Origin of the sequence: Micromonospora sp. URMC 103, assembly GCF_051386435.1 — a bacterium.
Taxonomy (GTDB): domain Bacteria; phylum Actinomycetota; class Actinomycetes; order Mycobacteriales; family Micromonosporaceae; genus Micromonospora.
In genome coordinates, this window is record NZ_JBPQTR010000004.1 from 518,869 (window position 1) to 536,958 (window position 18,090).

Annotated in this window: 20 protein-coding genes and 1 tRNA gene; 18 read left to right on the top strand and 3 right to left on the bottom strand. The window is 73.7% G+C overall.

What is annotated here, in order from left to right:
• Nucleotides 1-30 precede the first annotated feature (30 nt).
• The 3 genes from ACSNOA_RS05995 to ACSNOA_RS06005 all read left to right on the top strand — a co-directional run bounded on the left by ACSNOA_RS05995 (nucleotide 31) and on the right by ACSNOA_RS06005 (nucleotide 2,345).
• The gene (locus ACSNOA_RS05995; RefSeq protein WP_436656927.1) at nucleotides 31-585 is read left to right on the top strand and encodes a DUF501 domain-containing protein; all 555 of its coding nucleotides are present in this window, start codon (nucleotides 31-33) and stop codon (nucleotides 583-585) included.
• A complete protein-coding gene (locus tag ACSNOA_RS06000; protein ID WP_436656928.1) occupies nucleotides 582-1,103 on the top strand; it encodes an amino-acid N-acetyltransferase in 522 nt (173 codons plus the stop codon). Before ACSNOA_RS05995 ends, ACSNOA_RS06000 begins: the two co-directional genes overlap by 4 nt.
• A 303-nt stretch (nucleotides 1,104-1,406) precedes the next feature.
• Complete coding sequence (locus tag ACSNOA_RS06005) at nucleotides 1,407-2,345, top strand: Ppx/GppA phosphatase family protein (RefSeq protein ID WP_436658330.1); 939 nt, start codon at nucleotides 1,407-1,409, stop codon at nucleotides 2,343-2,345.
• Nucleotides 2,346-2,364: 19 nt separating this feature from the next.
• On the opposite strand, the gene ACSNOA_RS06010 is transcribed toward ACSNOA_RS06005, so the two are convergent.
• Entirely contained in the window at nucleotides 2,365-2,991 is a 627-nt protein-coding gene (locus tag ACSNOA_RS06010; RefSeq protein ID WP_436656929.1) for a LysE family translocator, read from the bottom strand.
• 79 nt (nucleotides 2,992-3,070) lie between these two features.
• On the opposite strand from ACSNOA_RS06010, the gene ACSNOA_RS06015 reads away from it, so the two are divergent.
• The 11 genes from ACSNOA_RS06015 (at nucleotide 3,071) to ACSNOA_RS06065 (ending at nucleotide 12,512) form a co-directional block, all read left to right on the top strand.
• Entirely contained in the window at nucleotides 3,071-3,403 is a 333-nt protein-coding gene (locus tag ACSNOA_RS06015) for a PadR family transcriptional regulator (protein ID WP_436656930.1), read from the top strand.
• A complete protein-coding gene (locus tag ACSNOA_RS06020; protein WP_436656931.1) occupies nucleotides 3,400-4,428 on the top strand; it encodes an HAAS signaling domain-containing protein in 1,029 nt (342 codons plus the stop codon). The genes ACSNOA_RS06015 and ACSNOA_RS06020 overlap by 4 nt, the downstream gene beginning before the upstream one ends.
• A 183-nt stretch (nucleotides 4,429-4,611) precedes the next feature.
• Nucleotides 4,612-5,118: an LppU/SCO3897 family protein gene (locus ACSNOA_RS06025; RefSeq protein ID WP_436656932.1), complete on the top strand. Its 507-nt coding sequence runs from the start codon at nucleotides 4,612-4,614 to the stop codon at nucleotides 5,116-5,118.
• Between the two features lie 208 nt (nucleotides 5,119-5,326).
• A complete protein-coding gene (locus ACSNOA_RS06030; protein ID WP_436656933.1) occupies nucleotides 5,327-6,010 on the top strand; it encodes a dienelactone hydrolase family protein in 684 nt (227 codons plus the stop codon).
• A complete protein-coding gene (locus ACSNOA_RS06035) occupies nucleotides 6,003-6,743 on the top strand; it encodes a uracil-DNA glycosylase (protein WP_436656934.1) in 741 nt (246 codons plus the stop codon). The genes ACSNOA_RS06030 and ACSNOA_RS06035 overlap by 8 nt, the downstream gene beginning before the upstream one ends.
• A 22-nt stretch (nucleotides 6,744-6,765) precedes the next feature.
• On the top strand, nucleotides 6,766-7,557 hold the full coding sequence (locus tag ACSNOA_RS06040; RefSeq protein WP_436656935.1) for a DUF4129 domain-containing protein: 792 nt from the start codon (nucleotides 6,766-6,768) through the stop codon (nucleotides 7,555-7,557).
• Entirely contained in the window at nucleotides 7,554-8,138 is a 585-nt protein-coding gene (locus tag ACSNOA_RS06045; RefSeq protein WP_436656936.1) for a hypothetical protein, read from the top strand. Before ACSNOA_RS06040 ends, ACSNOA_RS06045 begins: the two co-directional genes overlap by 4 nt.
• A complete protein-coding gene (locus ACSNOA_RS06050; RefSeq protein ID WP_436656937.1) occupies nucleotides 8,138-9,145 on the top strand; it encodes an AAA family ATPase in 1,008 nt (335 codons plus the stop codon). The genes ACSNOA_RS06045 and ACSNOA_RS06050 overlap by 1 nt, the downstream gene beginning before the upstream one ends.
• A complete protein-coding gene (locus ACSNOA_RS06055; protein WP_436656938.1) occupies nucleotides 9,145-10,521 on the top strand; it encodes a DUF58 domain-containing protein in 1,377 nt (458 codons plus the stop codon). Before ACSNOA_RS06050 ends, ACSNOA_RS06055 begins: the two co-directional genes overlap by 1 nt.
• Entirely contained in the window at nucleotides 10,521-11,081 is a 561-nt protein-coding gene (locus tag ACSNOA_RS06060; RefSeq protein ID WP_436658331.1) for a hypothetical protein, read from the top strand. The genes ACSNOA_RS06055 and ACSNOA_RS06060 overlap by 1 nt, the downstream gene beginning before the upstream one ends.
• 105 nt (nucleotides 11,082-11,186) lie before the next feature.
• The gene (locus tag ACSNOA_RS06065) at nucleotides 11,187-12,512 is read left to right on the top strand and encodes an NAD(P)/FAD-dependent oxidoreductase (RefSeq protein ID WP_436656939.1); all 1,326 of its coding nucleotides are present in this window, start codon (nucleotides 11,187-11,189) and stop codon (nucleotides 12,510-12,512) included.
• A gap of 53 nt (nucleotides 12,513-12,565) precedes the next feature.
• On the opposite strand, the gene ACSNOA_RS06070 is transcribed toward ACSNOA_RS06065, so the two are convergent.
• Nucleotides 12,566-14,431, bottom strand: coding sequence for a hypothetical protein (locus ACSNOA_RS06070; RefSeq protein ID WP_436656940.1), 1,866 nt, complete (start codon nucleotides 14,429-14,431; stop codon nucleotides 12,566-12,568).
• Nucleotides 14,432-14,521: 90 nt separating this feature from the next.
• Here ACSNOA_RS06070 and ACSNOA_RS06075 point away from each other — a divergent pair.
• The 4 genes from ACSNOA_RS06075 (at nucleotide 14,522) to ACSNOA_RS06090 (ending at nucleotide 16,789) form a co-directional block, all read left to right on the top strand.
• A tRNA-Leu gene (locus ACSNOA_RS06075) sits at nucleotides 14,522-14,602 on the top strand.
• 109 nt (nucleotides 14,603-14,711) lie between these two features.
• Nucleotides 14,712-15,527, top strand: coding sequence for a Bax inhibitor-1/YccA family protein (locus ACSNOA_RS06080; RefSeq protein ID WP_436656941.1), 816 nt, complete (start codon nucleotides 14,712-14,714; stop codon nucleotides 15,525-15,527).
• A 97-nt stretch (nucleotides 15,528-15,624) separates the two neighbouring features.
• Nucleotides 15,625-16,419 (top strand): Bax inhibitor-1/YccA family protein, encoded by a 795-nt coding sequence (locus ACSNOA_RS06085; RefSeq protein ID WP_436656942.1) that lies wholly within the window; start codon nucleotides 15,625-15,627, stop codon nucleotides 16,417-16,419.
• A gap of 49 nt (nucleotides 16,420-16,468) precedes the next feature.
• Complete coding sequence (locus ACSNOA_RS06090; protein ID WP_436656943.1) at nucleotides 16,469-16,789, top strand: hypothetical protein; 321 nt, start codon at nucleotides 16,469-16,471, stop codon at nucleotides 16,787-16,789.
• 11 nt (nucleotides 16,790-16,800) lie between these two features.
• Here the strand turns inward: ACSNOA_RS06090 and ACSNOA_RS06095 are convergent, their stop codons facing one another.
• Nucleotides 16,801-18,063: an acetyl-CoA C-acetyltransferase gene (locus ACSNOA_RS06095; protein WP_436656944.1), complete on the bottom strand. Its 1,263-nt coding sequence runs from the start codon at nucleotides 18,061-18,063 to the stop codon at nucleotides 16,801-16,803.
• Nucleotides 18,064-18,090 lie beyond the last annotated feature (27 nt).

An 18,090-nucleotide genomic window follows, 5' to 3' on the forward strand; every position in this document is an offset into this window, starting at 1 on the left:
GGTCGAGCAAGCGAACGAGAGATGGGCACCGTGACTGTCGTACCACCGCAGGACCCGGCGGATTCCGTACCTCCGCCGCAGCGGGAACCGGCCACCGAGGCCGACCTGGCCGCGGTGGCCGCGCAGCTCGGCCGCGCGCCGCGGGGCACCCGGGCCGTGGCCCACCGGTGCCCGTGTGGCCTGCCGGACGTGGTGGAGACGACGCCGCGGCTGGCCGACGGCACGCCGTTCCCGACGCTGTTCTATCTCACCTGTCCCCGGGCCACCGCGGCGTGCAGCCGACTGGAGTCGGCCGGGTTGATGAAGGAGATGGCCGAGCGGCTGGCGGCCGATCCCGAGCTGGCCGCGCACTACCGGGCCGCGCACGAGGACTACCTGGCCCGGCGGGAGGCCATCGGCCACGTGCCGGAGATCGCCGGTATCTCGGCGGGCGGCATGCCGGGGCGGGTCAAGTGCCTGCACGTGCACCTGGGCCACGCGCTCGCGGCCGGCCCCGGGGTCAACCCGTTCGGCGACGAGACGCTCGCGCTGGTCGAGCCCTGGTGGGCGACCGGGCGTTGCGTGGACGTCCCCTCGGACGAGTGAGTGACGCCGTGACGGACGAGATCGTCGTGCGCCGCGCCCGCACGGGGGACGTGCGGGGGATCCGTCGCCTGGTGGACACCTACACCGACGATCGCCGGCTGCTCAGCAAGGCGACCGTCACCCTCTACGAGGACGTGCAGGAGTTCCGCGTGGCGGCGCGCGCCGACGACGACGCGGTGGTCGGTTGCGGGGCGCTGCACGTGATGTGGGAGGACCTCGCCGAGATCCGCACGGTGGCGGTCGACCCCGCGTACCGGGGGCGGAAGCTCGGGCACCGGATCGTCGGCGAGCTGATCGACGCGGCGCGTGAGCTGGGTGTCGCCCGGATCTTCGTGCTCACCTTCGAGACCAGCTTCTTCGGGTCCTTCGGGTTCGCCGAGATCGACGGCGCCCCGGTGCCGCAGCCGGTCTACGAGCAGTTGCTGCGCTCGTACGACGAGGGCGTCGCGGAATTCCTCGACCTGGAACGGGTGAAGCCGAACACGCTCGGCAACACCCGCATGCTGCTGCGTCTCTGAGGCGACCGTCACGCACCGTGGTTTCAGCGTTCCTCCGGCGTGACCATCTTCGCGCCTTTGCTCTGCACCCACGGATGCACCAGTCACGGTGCGTAGGGCCCGGCAGCGACCTTGCCGACCTGATTCGCCTGCTCAGAGCCGGTGGTGCATATGAGGGTGCAGAGCAAAGCGTCCATGCTGGGGTGTTGACGGTCGCTGGCTGGTGACCTTCCGTGGTTATTGCTGTCTGTAAGGGTGGATGGTCGTCGCGCGGCGAGGGGACCGCGTCTCGTCCTGCCGTAGGGTTGCGGCGTGACGACGCGCGTGGCTGCCATCGACTGCGGAACCAACTCGATCCGGCTCCTGGTCGCCGACCTGCCCGATCCGGCCGCCGGGCCGGAGGTGCCGCTCACCGACCTCAGCCGGCGGATGGAGATCGTCCGGCTGGGGCAGGGCGTCGACCGCACCGGCCGGCTCGCGCCCGAGGCGATCGAGCGCACCCGGGTCGCCCTGGCCGGCTACGCCGCCGAGATCGAGAAGTTGGGCGCCGAGCGGGTCCGGATGTGCGCCACATCGGCCACCCGCGACGCCTCGAACAGCGCGGACTTCCGCACAATGGTCGAGCAGACGCTCGGCGTGGCCCCCGAGGTGGTCACCGGCGACGAGGAGGCGCGGCTCTCCTTCACGGGCGCGGTGCGGGGGCTGCCCACCGACGCGAAGCCGCCGTTCCTCGTGGTCGACATCGGCGGCGGCTCGACCGAGTTCGTGGTGGGGACCCGCGAGGGCGGCGTGGAGGCCGCCGTCTCCATGGACATCGGCTGCGTCCGGATGACCGAACGGCACCTGCACGGCGACCCGCCGACCCTCGACGAGATCGCCGCCGCGCAGGCCGACATCGCGGTGGCCGTCGACCGCGCGCTCTCCCTCGTGCCCGGGCGCGAGGCCGCCACGCTGGTCGGGCTCGCCGGGTCGGTCACCACCGTGGTCGCGATCGCCCAGGGGCTCCAGGCGTACGACCCGGAGCGCATCCACCACGCCCGGGTGTCGTACGACGCGGTCGCCGAGGTGACCGCCGACCTCCTCGGCGAGACGCGCGAGCAGCGCCTGGCCATCCCCGTGATGCACCCGGGCCGGGCCGACGTGATCGGCGCCGGAGCCCTCGTGCTCCGCGTGATCATGGAGCGGGCCGGGATGCCGTCCGTGGTGGCCTCGGAACACGACATCCTCGACGGCATCGCCTGGAGCCTGGCGACCGACCGGTAGCGGTGACGGTGGGCGCGGGTCAGGCGCGCTCGGTGGCGAGGCGTACGCCGAACCCGAGCAGGGCGACCCCGGTGAGCGCGTCCAGCCGGCGGCGGATCCGGCGGCGGGAGAGCAGCGTCCGGGCGCGGTGCAGCGCGCCGACGAGGACGAGCAGGTAGAGCAGGGAGAGCACCGCGTGGCTGAGCGCGAACGCGACGAGCACCGCGAGCGGTGCCGAGCCGCCGACGAACTGGGGTAGCACGGCCAGGTAGAAGGCCAGCACCTTCGGGTTGGTGATGTTGGACAGGAAGCCCTGCCGGAACCCGGTCAACGCCTGGCCGGGATCCGGCAGGCCGTCGTCGAGCGGCGCGTAGCGGCCCACCCACGCCGAGCGCCACGCCTGCACGCCCAGGTAGCCGAGGTAGGCGACGCCGGCCCACCGGATCGCCTCGAACAGCGGCTGCGAGCGGACCACGAGCGCGCCCAGACCGGCGGCGGCCGCGATGCCCTGCACGGCGTTGGAGCCGCTCACCCCCACGGCGCTCCAGACGCCGCGGCGCCGGCCGGAGGCCAGGGTGTTGCGGGTGACCACCGCGAAGTCGGGGCCGGGGATCAGGATCAGCACCAGGGCGAAGACCAGGAAGGATCCGTAGCTGCTCCACGACATGCCCCGACCCTACGACCGGCCTCCGACACCGGTGCTGTTCCGTTGACACTACTGTGCAAAGCACAGTAGTGTCAGTCGCGTGGACACAACCCAGCTGTTGAAGGGCGTGCTGGATCTCGCCGTTCTCGCCGTGCTCCGGGACGAGGACGGCTACGGCTACGACATCCTCCGCCGGCTCCGGGAGGCCGGGCTGGAGGAGGTCGGGGACGCGTCGGTCTACGGCACCCTGCGCCGGCTCTTCGCCGCGGGGCTGCTCACCACGTACGTCGTGCCGAGCGAGTCCGGCCCGCACCGCAAGTACTACTCACTGAACGCGGCCGGGCGGGACCAACTCACCCGCTCCGGCAAGCTCTGGCGCTCCTTCGCCACGACCATGGACGCACTGCTCGACGAACGGGGGATGGCGGCATGACCGTCATGGAGCAGGAGATCGCCGCGTACGTCGGACGCGTCCGCGCGGCGCTGGCCGACCTGCCGCCGACGCTCCGCGAGGAGCTGCTCGAGGACCTTCCGGAGCACCTCGCCGAGGTGGCCGCCGAGGGCGAGGGGTCGCTTGTCGACCGGCTCGGCGCGCCCGAGGCGTACGCCGCCGAGCTGCGGGTGGCGGCCGGCGCCCCGATCGCCCGCAGGAGCCAGCTGGACCAGCGCGTCGCCTGCGCCGTGGCGCGCGGCCGGGCCCGGCTGCGCGACCTGGACGCCCGGCTCGGCCCGCCACTGGGCTACCCGACCGCGAGCGAGTTCCTGCGGCTGCTCCGGCCCGCCTGGTGGGTGCTGCGGGCCTACCTGGCGGCCATGCTGGTCACGGTGATCAGCACGGGTGGCCGCGTCGGCTTCCTCCCCCGGTTCGGCGGCGAACTCCTCGCCGGCCTGTTCATGCTCGTCGGTTTCCTGCTGGCCTCGATCTGGCTGGGCCGCCGCTCCGAGCGGCTGCGGCGCTGGCCTCGATGGGCGCTGCACGCCAGCAGTCTCGTGCTCGTCGTCTTCGCCCTGGCCGGGCTGCAGGAGGCGGAGGACCGGGCAGGCTACTCCGACTACGGCTACGACCCGATCGCGGTCGACAACCCGTACGACCGGATCCGGGACGTCTTCGTCTACGACAGCGAGGGCCGGCTCGTGGAGAACGCCCGGCTCTTCGACCAGAACGGCGACCCGATCCGCCTCGGCTACCCGGACTGCGACGACCCGAGCGCCACGTACGGCAACCCGCTGCTGCGTCCCTACCCGTACTGCCCGGAGCAGGCGCCCTTCGCGCCGCGGGCGTCCACCGGGCCGGTGATCCTGCCGCCGCTGCCGCCCAGCCCGTCCGAGAGTGGGGCCCCCGCGCCGACGACGAGCGCCGGCCCCGGCGCGACGGCGAGTCCGAGCGGCACGGCGTCGCCCAGGCCGACGGGAACGCCCACACCCACCGGGACGCCCACGCCGGGCGCCACCGGCTGACCGTCCCGTGCGGATGCCCGGTCGCCGCCGAACGGCGGCCGGGCATCCCGCCGTTTCCGCGAACCTGTGAGGTTTCTGTGCAAGCTGGGAAATGGCTGAACGGCTGACCCCCACGGGGCGGCGGGCAGACGTTGATCATCGCTACGGTGTCGTCTGCTCATCAACCCCTTGGAAGGAACCTCCGTGTCAGAGCAGGTCGCACCGCCCCCTCCGGCCACTCCCGAGCAGCCCCAGCCGGCCGCGCAGCCCGACCCGGCCGCGCCGGTGTCGCCGGTGTCGCCGGTCGAGCCGGAGGCGAAGAAGTCCGGCGCCCGGAAGGCGCTCGGCGTCGTCGGCGCGATCCTCGTGTTCGTGGTGGTCGCGGGGCTCAAGTTCGGTCTCGCCAGCGCCGTCGGCAACTTCTTCGACAAGGACGCCACCGCCGAGGCGAAGGCCGGCGACTGCATCGCCGAACTCCCCGCGGTCCTGGGCACCGAGGAGAAGGAGGTCGACGACGCGAAGGTCGTGGACTGCGCCTCGACGGACGCGGTGTACAGCGTGGTCGGTCGCGTCGACGGCCAGACCCAGGCGCAGGCGCAGGCCGGCACCGCGTGCGAGCAGTACATCAAGGAGGACCAGGAGGGTTACCTCTTCTACAGCATCGAGCCCGGCAAGACCGGCTACCTGCTCTGCCTCACGAAGAAGTCCTGACGGACGGGCCGGGCCCGACGCCCGGCACGGGCTCCCCGAGGGCGGCGCGGAGATCCTCCGCGCCGCCCTCGGCGTACGCGCCGTCAGCAGTGGACGAACAGGAGGTGAATGCCACTGCTCCGGCGTCTTCCCGGGGCGGTCGTGGCGTGGCAGGCTACCGGCACTGGGCGACCAGCCAACGATGACTGACCGCTAGGAGGATGGGCCGATGGGCGAAATGGTGAGGTACCGCAGCCAGGGTACGAGCGAGGGGTATCTCGCGATACCCTCCGGCGGTGCGGCCAGCCCCGCGGTCATCGTCATCCAGGACTGGTGGGGCCTGGTGCCCCACGTGCGTGCCGTCGTGGACCGGTTCGCCGAGGCGGGCTTCGTGGCCCTCGCTCCCGACTTCCGGCACGGCGGCCCCGCCAGCAGACCGAGTGAGCCGCGGCAGATGCTGAACAGCGCCCAGATGGACGAGGCCGCGTCGGACATCGCGGCCGCCGCCGACTTCCTCGCCGGTCGCCCCGAGGTCACCGGCAAGGTCGGCTGCGCGGGCTTCTGCGCCGGGGCCAGTCTGGCCCTGTGGGCCGCCACCCGCTCCGAGCGGATCGTCGCCACGGCGGCGTTCTACCCGAGGCTGCCCTGGGAGGGCATGCGCGCCGAGTGGACGGACTACGCGGGCAAGGCGGCCGTCATCCACTGCTCCGAGGCGGACGGCACCTCGGCCGACGAGGGTGTGCAGACCGTACGCCGGGCCATCGAGAGCGCCGGCGGAAGCTGCCAGACCCACGACTACCCCGGCACGGCCCACGCGTTCTTCAACGAGGACCGGCCGGAGAACTACGACCAGCGTGCCGCCGCGACCGCGTGGGCCCGCACCCTCGAACTCTTCCGGGCCAAGCTTGGCTGAGCCGCGTACCCCGGAGGAGGTGGTCGACCGCGCCGCGCGGGCGACCGACCTGCCCGACCTCGACGCCGCCGTGAGCGACTGCTTCGCCTGCCCCCGGCTGGTGGACTGGCGGGAGGAGGTCGCCCGGACCCGCCGGGCGGCCTTCCGTGAGCAGCGGTACTGGGGGCGACCGGTGCCCGGCTTCGGCCCGCCGGACGCGCGGATCGGGATCCTCGGCCTGGCGCCGGCCGCACACGGCGGCAACCGCACCGGCCGGATCTTCACGGGCGACCGCTCGGGTGACGTCCTCTTCGCGGCCCTGCACCGTGCCGGTCTCGCCAACCAGCCGACCAGCGTGGCGGCCGACGACGGCCTGGCCCTGCGCGACACCCGCATCTTCGCGGCCGTCCGCTGCGCCCCGCCGGACAACAAACCGACTCCGCAGGAGCGGGACACCTGCGCGCCCTGGCTGCACCGCGAGGTCGCGCTGATTCGCCCCACACTGCGGGTCGTGGTCGCCCTGGGCGCGTTCGCGTGGGCCGCGTGGTGGCCGGCGCTGCGCCAGGTGTACGCCGTCCGTCCGCCCAGCCCGCGACCGGCGTTCGGCCATGGGGCACACTGGTCCGGCACGGCCGCACCGGATCTGCTCGGCTGCTACCACGTCAGCCAGCAGAACACCTTCACAGGGCGGCTCACACCAGAGATGCTGGACGAGGTGTTCGCCCGGGCGAAGCGGCTGGCCGGAGTGGACTGAAGAACGGCGTGGGGCGGTGGCGATGACGGACGGAACGCGCCGGCCCGCACCGTACGCCCCGGCCGGCGAGGGAGGCCCGGGAGCGGGTCTCGTGCGCCGCTGGTGGCCGGTGGCCGTGGTGGCCGTGCTGCTCGCCGTCGCGGCGGCCGCCGCCGCCCACTCCTCGATCGGGGCGAGCCGGATCCCGCCGGCGGCGAAGGAGATCCCGTTCGTCCCGGAGTATCCGACCGCGGAACCGCAGCCGTCGATCCCCGTCGAGCCTCGCGGCGACGGCCGGAGCCTGCCGGAGCTTCCGCACTGGGTCGTGACCGGCGCGCTCGTCCTGCTGGCGGTGGCCATCCTCGGCGTGCTCGGTTACCTGGCCTGGGCGTTGATCCGGGGCGGGCGGCGCCGGACCACGCGGACCCTGCCCCGGCAGCGGGCGCGGCGCAGCGCCGAGGGCACCACCCGCGAGGTGGTGGCCGCGCTCGACGCCGGCCTCGTGGACCTGGACGACCGCGACACCGACCCGCGGGTCGCGGTCATCGCCTGCTGGGTGCGCCTCGAGGAGGCCGCCGCCGCTGCCGGCGTGTCCCGGCTGGCCGGCGACACACCGACCGACCTCGTCACGCGGCTGCTGCGGGGCGACCCGTCGGCCGGTGTCCCGGCGATCGTGAGCGCCGACGTGCTGGCCGAGTTCGCGCACGTCTACCGGGAGGCCCGGTACGCCACCCGCCCGGTCGACGAACGCACGCGGGACCAGGCGCGGGCCGCGCTGCGCCGGTTGCGCGGCGAGCTGACGGCGACGACCCCGGACGGCGGGGCGGGGGCATGAGCAGCACCAGCATCGACGACCTGCTCACCTTCGAGGAGGAGCGACCGCGGCGCGACGAGGAGCCGCGGGGCGGCCGGCTGGGCCAGCTGCTGCGGATCCTCGGCGGCACCGCGGCCACGGTGGCCGTGGTGGTGGTCGGCCTGCGCGCCGTCGGCCTGCGGGTCTCGCTGCTGATCCTGGTCACCGGGGTGCTCGCGCTGTTCGCCGTACGCCGCGTCGTGGCCGCGCTGGCGCCCGGACCGCTCCCGCCACCGCCCCGGACGCCGGTCACCGGCGTCGACGACGGCACCTGGAACTGGAGCGCCCGCGACGCGTTGCGCAGCGCCATCAACGGCTGGGAGTGGCCGCTCGAGTGGTCCGACACCCGGCCCGAACGGTTTACCAACGTGATCCTGCCCCGCCTCGGTGAGCTGGCCGACGAGCGACTGCGCCTGAAGCACGGCGTGACCCGCGAGACGGATCCGCTGCGCGCCCGCGCCCTGCTGGGCGAGCGACTGTGGACGTTCCTGGAGACACCGCCCCGCCGGACCCCCTCGCCGCGCGACCTCGCGGCAATCGTCGCCGAACTGGAGAAGATCTGATGAACGACGTGGACCGGAGCATGCCCGCCGTCGAGGTCGGCCACCTGGCCCGGGCGGTGCTGGACGCGGTCGGCACGGTCGTGGTCGGCAAGCGGGACGCGTTGGAGCTGGTGCTCGCGGGCATCCTGGCCGGCGGGCACGTCCTGCTGGAGGATCTGCCGGGGCTCGGTAAGACGCTCACCGCGCGCTCGTTCGCGCAGGCGCTCGGGCTGGACTTCCGCCGGCTCCAGTTCACCCCCGACCTCCTGCCGGCGGACGTCACCGGATCGTTCCTGTACGACCAGCGCAGCGGCGACTTCTCCTTCCGCGCCGGCCCGGTCTTCACCAACCTGCTCCTCGCCGACGAGATCAACCGGACCCCGCCGAAGACCCAGTCGGCCCTCCTCGAGGCCATGCAGGAGAAGCAGGTCTCGGTCGAGGGTGTGACCTACCGGCTCGACGAGCCGTTCCACGTGCTCGCCACCGCCAACCCCGTCGAGTACGAGGGCACCTACCCGCTGCCCGAGGCGCAGCTCGACCGGTTCCTGCTCCGCGTCTCCTTCGGCTACCCGGAGCACGAGGAGGAGTGGGAGGTGCTGCGCCGCCGGATGGCCCGCCGCCGGGAGGAGGCCGAGATCAAGCCGGTGGTGGACGCGGCCACCCTGCGTGCCATGCAGGCCGCGCTCGAGGACGTGGTCGTCGAGGACTCGATCGGCCGGTACATCGTGTCGCTGACGGCGGCTACCCGCGAGCACCCGTCGGTGCTGGTCGGCGCGTCGCCCCGCGGCTCGCTGGCGCTGCTGCTGCTGGCCCGGGTCCGGGCCGTGTTCGCGGGCCGGGACTACGTGGTGCCGGAGGACGTCAAGGAGGTGGCGGCGCCGGCGCTCGCGCACCGGATCACGCTGCGTCCGGAGATGTGGCTGCGCCGGGTCGACCCGTCCTTCGTGGTCGGCGAGGTTCTTGAGGGCACCCCGGCGCCGGCCAGCGGCGCCCTGCCCAGCTACGCGGCCGGTCGGCCCGGGCACTGATGGCGGGGTCGAGCGTGCCGGACCAGCAGCCGGCGGTGACCGGCTGGGTGCCCACCCGGGCGCTCGGCCGCGCCGTGCTGCTCACCGGTCTGCTGCTGGTGGCCGGGGTGGTGCTCGGGCGGATCGACCTGATCGTGCTCGCCGCCCCGTTCGCCCTCGGCACCGCGTACGCGCTGCGCCGCCGGCCCGCCGCGCTGCCGCAGGTGTGGGTGGGCGGCGCCGACGACCACCTCGTCGAGGGAGGGGAGATGGCCGGCGCGGTGACCGTCGGCAACCCCGACGCCGTCGACTACGACGTGGCCGTCGTCCGGGCCCGGGTGTCGCCGTGGCTGCGCGTCGAGCGCGCCGGGATCGCCGGCGGCTCGCTGGCGGCGGAACGGATGGCGGACCGGCCGTTCGTGACGTCGGTGCCCGCGGCGGAGGCCGTCGACCTGGAGCTGTCCGGCACCGCGCTGCGCTGGGGGCGGCATCCGATCGGGCCGGCCGGGGCCCGCGTGGCGGCGGCCGGTGGGTTGCTGGTCTCCCGGGCCGTGATCGCCGAGCCGGTCCGGGTTCCGGTCTATCCGAGGACGGAGCCGTTCGAGGCCGTCGAGGCGATGCCGCGGGCGGCCGGTCTGGTCGGCGCGCACCACTCGCGGCGGCCCGGCGAGGGCGGCGAGCTGGCCGGCGTCCGGATCTTCGCGCCGGGGGACCGGCTGCGCCGGATCGACTGGCGTGTCTCGCTGCGGGCCCGCCAGCTGCACGTGGCCGCCACCCTCTCCGACCGGGACGCCGAGGTGGTGGTGCTGCTCGACGTGCTGGCCGAGGCGGGCCGCTCCGGTGGCGTCTCGGGCGCCGCCTCGGTGCTCGACACGACGGTGCGGGCGGCGGCCGCGATCGCCGAGCACTACCTGCACCGCGGCGACCGGGTGTCCATGTTGGAGTACGGGCCGGCCGCCCGCCGGCTGCGTCCCGCGACGGGCCGGCGGCAGTACCTCACGGTGCTGGAGTGGCTGCTCGACGTCCGCGTCGAGTCCAGCGGGTCCCACGAGCCGTACGACCAGGTCTTCGGCCCGCAGCTGCTCGCCGCGGACGCGCTGGTCGTGGTGCTCACCCCGCTGCTGGACGAGCGTTCCGCGCAGATGCTCGCCCGGCTGGCCCGCTCCGGCCGTTTCGTGGTGGCCGTGGACACGCTTCCCGCGGATCTGAGCCCGCCGAAGGATCGGGGCTGGGCCGAGGTGGCGTACCGGCTGTGGCGGCTCGACCGGGACACGATGGTCGCGCAGCTGCGCGAGCACGGCGTGCCGGTGGTGCGTTGGGCGGGGGCGGGCAGCCTCGACCAGGTGCTGCGCGACGTGGCCCGGCTCGCCACCGCACCCCGGGTGGGCGCCCGATGATCGAGTCGGCCCTCGGGCGCGTGCGGGCGCTGCGCGTCGCGGCGAGCCGGGTCAGCCTCACGCCGCTGCTGGTCCGCGCCGGTGTCTTCCTGACCGTGCTGGTCGGTTTCCTGGTGGCGTTCCCCGCGGAGGCGCTCACCGGGCGGAACCTCGGGCTGCTCGTGCTGGCGGCGTCGCTGCCCGCGATCGGGCCGCGCCGGGTCTGGCCGACCTTCGCGGCGCTGGTGGCGGTGGCCGGTTGGCTGCTGGCCGCCGACGGGTACGGCCGACCGTTCGCGCTCTGGCGGCTGCTCGCCCTGGCCGCGCTTCTCTATCTCGCGCACACCCTCTGCGCGCTGGCCGCGCTGCTGCCGTACGACGCGGTGGTGGATCCGGCGCTCATCACGCGCTGGCTGCTCCGCGCCGGTGCCGTGGTGCTCGCGGCGGCCGTCCTCGGGGTGCTGCTCATGGGGGTCGGCGGCCTCGGCGGGACCGCCGGTCACCAGCTCGTGACGGTGGCCGGTCTGCTGGTCGCCGTGGGCGTCGCGGCACTGCTCGGCTGGCTGCTGCGGCGCCGGTGAGACCCGGGGTGAAAAGCACGTTGTGCAGGTCACAGCGGTTGTGCTCCGTCACAGAAGGAGGCCGCGACCGGGATTAGCCGAGCGCCGCGGGGAAAGATAGTTGACGTGAATCCGAAGCGGATCCTTGTGGTGGGCGCCGGGCACGTCGGTCTCTACGCCGCCCTGCGCCTGTCGAAGAAGCTCAGCTCCCGTGAGGCTGAGGTCATCGTGGTGGACCCCCAGCCGCACATGACCTACCAGCCGTTCCTGCCGGAGGCCTCGGCCGGCAACATCTCCCCCCGCCACTCCGTGGTGCCGCTGCGACGCGAGTTGCGGCGGTGCACCGTGGTCGCGGGCGCGGTCACGCGGATCGAGCACGCTCGCAAGGTCGCGACGGTCCAGCCGATCGCGGGGCCCCCGCGCGAGATCGCGTACGACCACGTGGTCGTGGCGCCCGGCTCGGTGTCCCGGACGCTGCCGATTCCGGGCCTGCACGAGCACGGCATCGGCTTCAAGACCATCGGCGAGGCCATCTACCTGCGCAACCACGTGCTGGACCGGCTGGACGTGGCGGCCGCCACCTCCGACCCGGAGGTCCGCCGCAGCGCCCTGACCTTCGTCTTCGTGGGCGGCGGCTACGCCGGCATCGAGGCGCTCGCCGAGATGGAGGACATGGCCCGCGACGCCCTGCGCTACTACCCGGAGCTGAAGCCGGAGGACATGCGCTGGGTGCTGGTCGAGGCCACGCAGCGGGTGCTGCCCGAGGTCGACCGGGACATGGGCGCCTACACGGTGCAGCAGCTGCTCAAGCGGAACATGGACATCCGACTCGACACCCGGCTCGAGTCCTGCGTCGACGGGGTGGTCAAGCTGTCCGACGGGGACAGCTTCGCCTCCGACACCATCGTCTGGACGGCGGGCGTCAAGCCGTCGCCGCTGCTCGACAAGACGGACTTCCCGCGCGACGAGCGGCGCCGCGTCACCTGCCGGCCGACCCTGCAGATCGTCGACGGCGACAAGGTCGTCGAGGGCGCGTGGAGCGCCGGTGACTGCGCCGCGGTGCCGGACCTCACCGGCCCGCCCGGGGCGTACTGCTCGCCGAGCGCCCAGCACGCCGTGCGCCAGGCGGCCCGGCTGGCCGACAACATCCGCGCGGTGATCCGCGGCCGGGAGCCGGTCGAGTACCGGCACAAGCACGCCGGCAGCGTGGCGAGCCTCGGCCTGCACAAGGGCGTGGCCCAGGTGTACGGGATCAAGATGACGGGCTGGCCGGCCTGGGTCATGCACCGCACGTACCACATGAGCCGGATCCCCTCGTTCAACCGGAAGGTCCGGGTCGTGGTCGACTGGAGCCTGGCCTTCTTCCTGAAGCGCGAGGTGGTCGCCCTCGGCCAGCTGCACGACCCGCGCGAGGAGTTCGCCGAGGCGTCGCAGCCGGTGAGCGCCCGCTAGGTGACGACGGTACGACGGGGCCCTTCCGCCGCGGCGGAAGGGCCCCGTCGCGTTCAGACCCGCCAGATCCAGGCGTCGGCGACCCGGTTGGACGGGCCGTAGAGCTGGTCGAGCGTGATCCGCAGGCTGTCCCCGTGCGGGGTGCCGTCGGCGAGGGCCACGCACGACGCGCCCCAGAAGTCGGCGTCGCGAGCCGCCTGCCGCCGCTGTTCCTCCCCGATCACCGGCCGGTCGCCCCGCCGGGCCACGTCGCCGAGCAGGGCGGAGGTCGGCCGCGGGTAGGTGCCGAAGGCGGCCGTGCCGCCGCGCCCGTACGGCCCGATGAAGAAGCCCTCCGGCATGCGGAAGGCGGCGTCGGCGGCGGCCGCCCAGCGCATGGGCCAGGGCTCTCGGGGGCTCGGCAGCGGCACGGGCACCAGTACGCCGCCCGGCTCGACGCACGTCCGCCAGTGGCCGCCGGTGATGAACTGCGGCAGCGGCGGGCGCTCGGCGGTGGGCAGCGGCGTGGGCAGCAGCGGCAGCAACGCCACCCCGACCGCCGCGGGCACCAGTCGGCGGGCGCGGCCGGTGCCGGCCAGCGCCCGGTCCACGGCCAGCACCAGCAGCGTCCCGATCAGCGGGAGCACCGCTAGGGCGAACCGCATCGGCAGCGCGCCGTCCACGACCGGCAGCCCGCGCAGCAGGGCGTACGGGCCGGGCAGCCCGGTGCGCGTGCCGTCGAGCACCACGACCGGGCCGAGCGACAGCGCGCCCATGACGAGCGCCGCGACCGCGCAGGCGACCGCCACCATCCGGCGCCGGCCGAGCCAGACCGCGCAGCCCGCGCCGACCAGCAGCAGCGGCAAGCCGAGGAAGCTGTTGTACTCGGCCGGGCCGGTGGTCAGCCGGGCCGCCTCGTCGCCGCCGGCCAGCGACAGCGGCGAGATCGTCCACCAGCTGCGCAGGTCGGCCGAGAAGTGGTACGGGCTGAACACCCCGTCGGCGACGCCCTGCGGCCCCGCGAACTGGAACCAGAGCGGGAACCCCAGCACGACCAGCGCGAGACCGGCGGCGATCGCCATGCCGCCGGCGAACCCGGGCAGCGCCCGGCGGGCCAGGTCCCGGTCCACGACCGCGCAGGTGACCGCCATGACGAGCAGGGTCACCGCGGCGAGGAACAGCACCTCCTCGCCGATGAAGACCTGCGCCGTGACCGCCGCCGCCAGGCCGAGCGCGGAGCTGACGATCCGGCGCCGGTCCGGACCGAGCACGACGACGGATCCGTCCGCGTCGGTGGGCCCCACCCGTTCGGGGTCGGCGGCCCGGAGCAGCCGTACCACCAGCCAGACGATCACCGGAACCAGCCACTGCGCCGTCATGTGCAGGTGGCTGTTGGTCTGGGACACCATGCCGGGGCCGAAGCCGCACAGGGCGGCCCCGAGCGCGGCGGCGAGCCGGCGGGCGCGCAGGGTCCGGGTGTAGAGCAGGTACCAGGCGACCGCCGTGCCGGCCAGGTTGGCCGCCGCCAGCACGGCGAAGGTGACCGGCGCGCCGAGCAGCAGGGTGAGCGGGGCGAGCGCGATCCCGAGGGCGATGACCGTCGTGTTGGCCATCAGGTTCACCCCGTCCGGCGCGTTGAGCCGGTCGGTGAGCAGGCTGAAGTCGCCGAGCAGGGCCCGCGAGTCGACCGCGAGGAACCACTCGTAGAGGGCCTGGTCGGCCGGGTTCAGGGCCAGCGTCCGGGCCGCCGGGTCCGGCCAGAACCCGTGCGTGAGCCACCCGGCGAACGCCACGAACGCGAGGGCGAGCGTGAGGTCGGCGCGGTGCCGGCCGAGCGCGGCCAGGACGCGCGCCGTCCGGGGCCGGCGGGCGGCGGGATCGGCGCGGCGGAGAGACCGCTCGGGGGTGATGTCGGGGGCGGTGGGGGCTGCGCTGCTCACAATCCCGCAACGGTAACGGGGTACGCCGAGTCGCGCCCGACCGGTTAACGTGACACTGCACCGCAGCGTGTCGACGCGCCGGTGTCACCCGCCCGGGTGGTGGAACGGCAGACACGGCCGCCTTAAAAGCGGCTGCCGCAAGGCGTGCGGGTTCGACCCCCGCCCCGGGCACCGACGCGTCTCCACCCCTCTTCCCTCGGTGATCTCCATGGACGTGCGTTGCCGTCTACTCTTGTGTGTGCACTCTCACGTGCACACGACCCCCTGAGGGAGGCCAGAAGTGAAGACCACGAACCCGGTGCTCGCCGGGCTCGGCCAGGCGGCCGAGCGGGAGCGCTCCGCCGGGTACGCCCCGACCGGGCCGTACGGCGCGCCCGGTATTCCGCAGCAGTACCCGACCCAGGCCGGCTACCCGGCGGCGCCCTCGACGGTGGCGCCCATGTCCCTCGACGACGTGGTGGTCAAGACCGTCGCCCTGCTCGGGATCCTCGGCGTGTCCGCCGCGGCCGCGTGGGTGCTCGTTCCCGACGCGCTGGTCGGCGCCGCCTGGATCGGCGCCCTCGTCGTCACCCTCGCCCTCGGCATGATCATCTCGTTCTCCCGGATGGCGAACCCGGCGCTGATCGTCGTGTACGCGGTCGTCGAGGGTGTCCTCGTCGGCATGGTGAGCAAGACGTTCGAGTCGGCCTACGAGGGCATCGTCCTCCAGGCGGCGGTCGCGAGCTTCGGCATCTTCTTCGTCATGACCATGCTCTACAAGGCGCGGGTCATCCGGGCGACGCCGGCGTTCGTCAAGGGCATGGTCGCCGTGATCGCCGGCCTCTTCGCCGTCATGCTGATCAACCTCGTGCTGTCCCTGTTCGGCGTCAACACGCACCTGCGCGACGGCAGCAAGCTCGCCATCGTCTTCAGCCTGGTCTGCATCGTGGTGGCCTCGCTCAGCTTCGTGCTGAGCTTCAAGGAGATCGAGGACGGCATCCGGATGGGGCTGCCGCAGCGCTACTCCTGGGTCGCCGCGTTCGGCATCCTCGTGAGCGTCGTGTGGCTCTTCTTCGAGCTCCTGCGCCTGATCAGTTACTTCCAGGGCGACGACTGACCCGTCCGTCCGCTGACGACCGGCGCCCGTCCCCGCACCGGGGGCGGGCGCCGTCGCGTCCGACCCCGCCGTTTACCCGCCGCCGCGGGACCGGCCGGTGCAGAGTGACTGCGAGGGGTACGGCGGCGAGGGGGTGACGGTGCGCAGCAGCAACCCGGTGCTGAACCGGCTCGACGAGACCACCCGGGCGGAGAGCCGGGTGCTCGGCCTCGCCGAGGAGATGACCGTCGACGACGTGGTGGTCCGTACCGTCGCGCTGCTGCTGATCACCGGTGTCACCGGCGTGGTGGCGTGGTTCGTGGTGCCGCAGGCCGTCTGGGTGCCCGCCGCGCTCGCCGGCAGCGCCCTGGCGGCCATCGTGCTGGCGCTCGTCATCTCGCTGCGCGCGATCACCAACCCGGTGCCCATGGTGGCGTACGCCGTGATCGAGGGGCTGCTGCTCGGTGTCGCGAGCCGCGCGTTCGAGCTGGTCTACCCCGGGATCGTGTCGCAGGCGGTGGCCGGCACGTTCGGGGTCTTCCTCGGCATGGCGCTGCTCTACCGGGCCCGGCTCATCCGGGCCACGCCCCGGATGGCCCGCCTGGTCATCGGCACGCTGTTCGGGATCGTGGCGATCAGCGTGGTGAACCTCGTGGTCTACCTGGTCACCGGGCGGCAGGGGTTGGAGGTCTACAGCCTGACCGGCGAGGTCGGCGGGCTCGCGTACGTGTTCGCGATCGTCGCGATCATCGCGGGCGCCTTCAGCTTCATCCTCGACTTCGACCTCATCGAGCGGTCGGTCCGCGCCGGGCGACCACGTCGGTACGCCTGGCTCTGCGCGTTCGGCCTGCTCACCGGCTTGGTGTTCCTCTACTGGCACCTGCTGCGGCTGCTCAGCTACGTGCGCCGGTGACCCGCGGCTGCCCACGGCCCGGCGGCGGCGGTCCGTAGACTCGGCGGCGATGAGCGCAGCAGAACTGGAGCGGGCGGTGCAGCTCCTGGTCCGTCAGGTCGGGCACTGGGAACAGCCCCGCTGGGCCGCCACGGCGACGGGCGGCAACGCGGCCCGCGCCGACGTGGTGCACCGGCTCGTGCAGGAGATCGCCAACCTGGCGGCCGACGCGGAGGGGGAGCCCCGCCGCACGGTGCCGCGGCTCGCGAACGACCTCGCCCTGCCCGACCAGCTCCGGGTGGTCGCCGCGGACCTCGTGGCGGCCGGCGCGGCACCCGACGTGCTGGCCCGGGCCGCCGCCGAGGTGGCGGCGACCCGGAACGCCCTCTGACCTGGCCGCGCTCAGCTGAGCCGTTCGAGCACCATGGCCATGCCCTGGCCGCCCCCGACGCACATGGTCTCCAGCCCGATGGTCTTGTCGTGCCACTCGAGGGCGTTGAGGAGGGTGCCGGTGATCCGGGCCCCGGTCATGCCGAACGGGTGGCCGACCGCGATCGCGCCGCCCATCACGTTGAGCTTCTCCAGCGGGATGTCCAACTGCCGGTACGACGGGATCACCTGGGCGGCGAACGCCTCGTTGATCTCGACGAGGTCGACGTCGTCGATGGTCATCCCGGCCCGCTTGAGGGCCTGCCGGGTCGCCTCGACCGGACCGAGGCCCATGATCTCGGGGGAGAGCGCCGTGACGCCGGTGGAGACGATCCGGGCCAGCGGGGTGATGCCGAGGTCCCGGGCGCGCTCGGCGCTCATGACCACCACGGCGGCGGCGCCGTCGTTGAGCGGGCAGCAGTTGCCCGCCGTGATTCGCCCGTCCGGCCGGAACACCGGCTTCAGGCCGGCCACGCCCTCCAGGGTGACGCCCGGACGCGGGCCGTCGTCGGTGCTCACCACCGTGCCGTCCGGAGTGGTCACCGGGGTGATCTCCCGGGCCCAGAAGCCGTCGGCGATGGCCTTCTCGGCGAGGTTCTGGCTGCGTACGCCGAACTCGTCCATGTCGGCGCGGCTCACGTCGTACACCTGGGCCAGGTTCTCCGCGGTCTGCCCCATGGCCAGGTAGATGTCGGGCAGCTCGCCCGACTCGCGCGGGTCGGTCCAGGTCTCGGCGCCCCCCTGGGCGCGGGCCTTCGACCGCTCGCGGGCGGCGGCGAAGCGCGGGTTCTCCCAGCCGCCGCCGACCAGCGCCTGCGCCTCCGGCGGAAGGCCGTCGGAGTTGCCCCGGGCATACCGGGAGACGGTCTCCACGCCGGCGGAGACGAAGACGTCGCCCTCGCCGGCCCGGATCGCGTGCATGGCCATCCGGGTGGTCTGCAACGAGGAGGCGCAGTAGCGGGTCAGGGTGGCGCCGGGCAGGCCGTCCAGACCCATGAGGGTGGCGACCACTCGGGCCATGTTGAAGCCCTGCTCTCCGCCGGGCAGGCCGCAGCCCAGGTAGAGGTCGTCGATCTCGGCCGGGTCGAGCTGGGGGACCTTGTCGAGGGCGGCCCGGACGACGGTGGCGGCCAGGTCGTCGGGGCGTACGTCGCGCAGGGAGCCCTTGTGGGCGCGGCCGATGGGGGAGCGGGCGGTGGCGACGATGACGGCGTCGCGGGACGACTCGGTCGACATGAATCCACGCTAACTCGCGGGTAACTT

What these genes read in the sequence shown, in the direction of transcription:
- ACSNOA_RS06010 (WP_436656929.1), bottom strand. Translation starts at nt 2,991, where the DNA reads ATGTCGTGGAGCAGCTACGGATCCTTCCTGGTCTTCGCCCTGGTGCTG.
- ACSNOA_RS06020 (WP_436656931.1), top strand. Translation starts at nt 3,400, where the DNA reads ATGACCGTCATGGAGCAGGAGATCGCCGCGTACGTCGGACGCGTCCGC.
- ACSNOA_RS06030 (WP_436656933.1), top strand. Translation starts at nt 5,327, where the DNA reads ATGGGCGAAATGGTGAGGTACCGCAGCCAGGGTACGAGCGAGGGGTAT.
- ACSNOA_RS06040 (WP_436656935.1), top strand. Translation starts at nt 6,766, where the DNA reads ATGACGGACGGAACGCGCCGGCCCGCACCGTACGCCCCGGCCGGCGAG.
- ACSNOA_RS06045 (WP_436656936.1), top strand. Translation starts at nt 7,554, where the DNA reads ATGAGCAGCACCAGCATCGACGACCTGCTCACCTTCGAGGAGGAGCGA.
- ACSNOA_RS06050 (WP_436656937.1), top strand. Translation starts at nt 8,138, where the DNA reads ATGAACGACGTGGACCGGAGCATGCCCGCCGTCGAGGTCGGCCACCTG.
- ACSNOA_RS06055 (WP_436656938.1), top strand. Translation starts at nt 9,145, where the DNA reads ATGGCGGGGTCGAGCGTGCCGGACCAGCAGCCGGCGGTGACCGGCTGG.
- ACSNOA_RS06090 (WP_436656943.1), top strand. Translation starts at nt 16,469, where the DNA reads ATGAGCGCAGCAGAACTGGAGCGGGCGGTGCAGCTCCTGGTCCGTCAG.
- ACSNOA_RS06095 (WP_436656944.1), bottom strand. Translation starts at nt 18,063, where the DNA reads ATGTCGACCGAGTCGTCCCGCGACGCCGTCATCGTCGCCACCGCCCGC.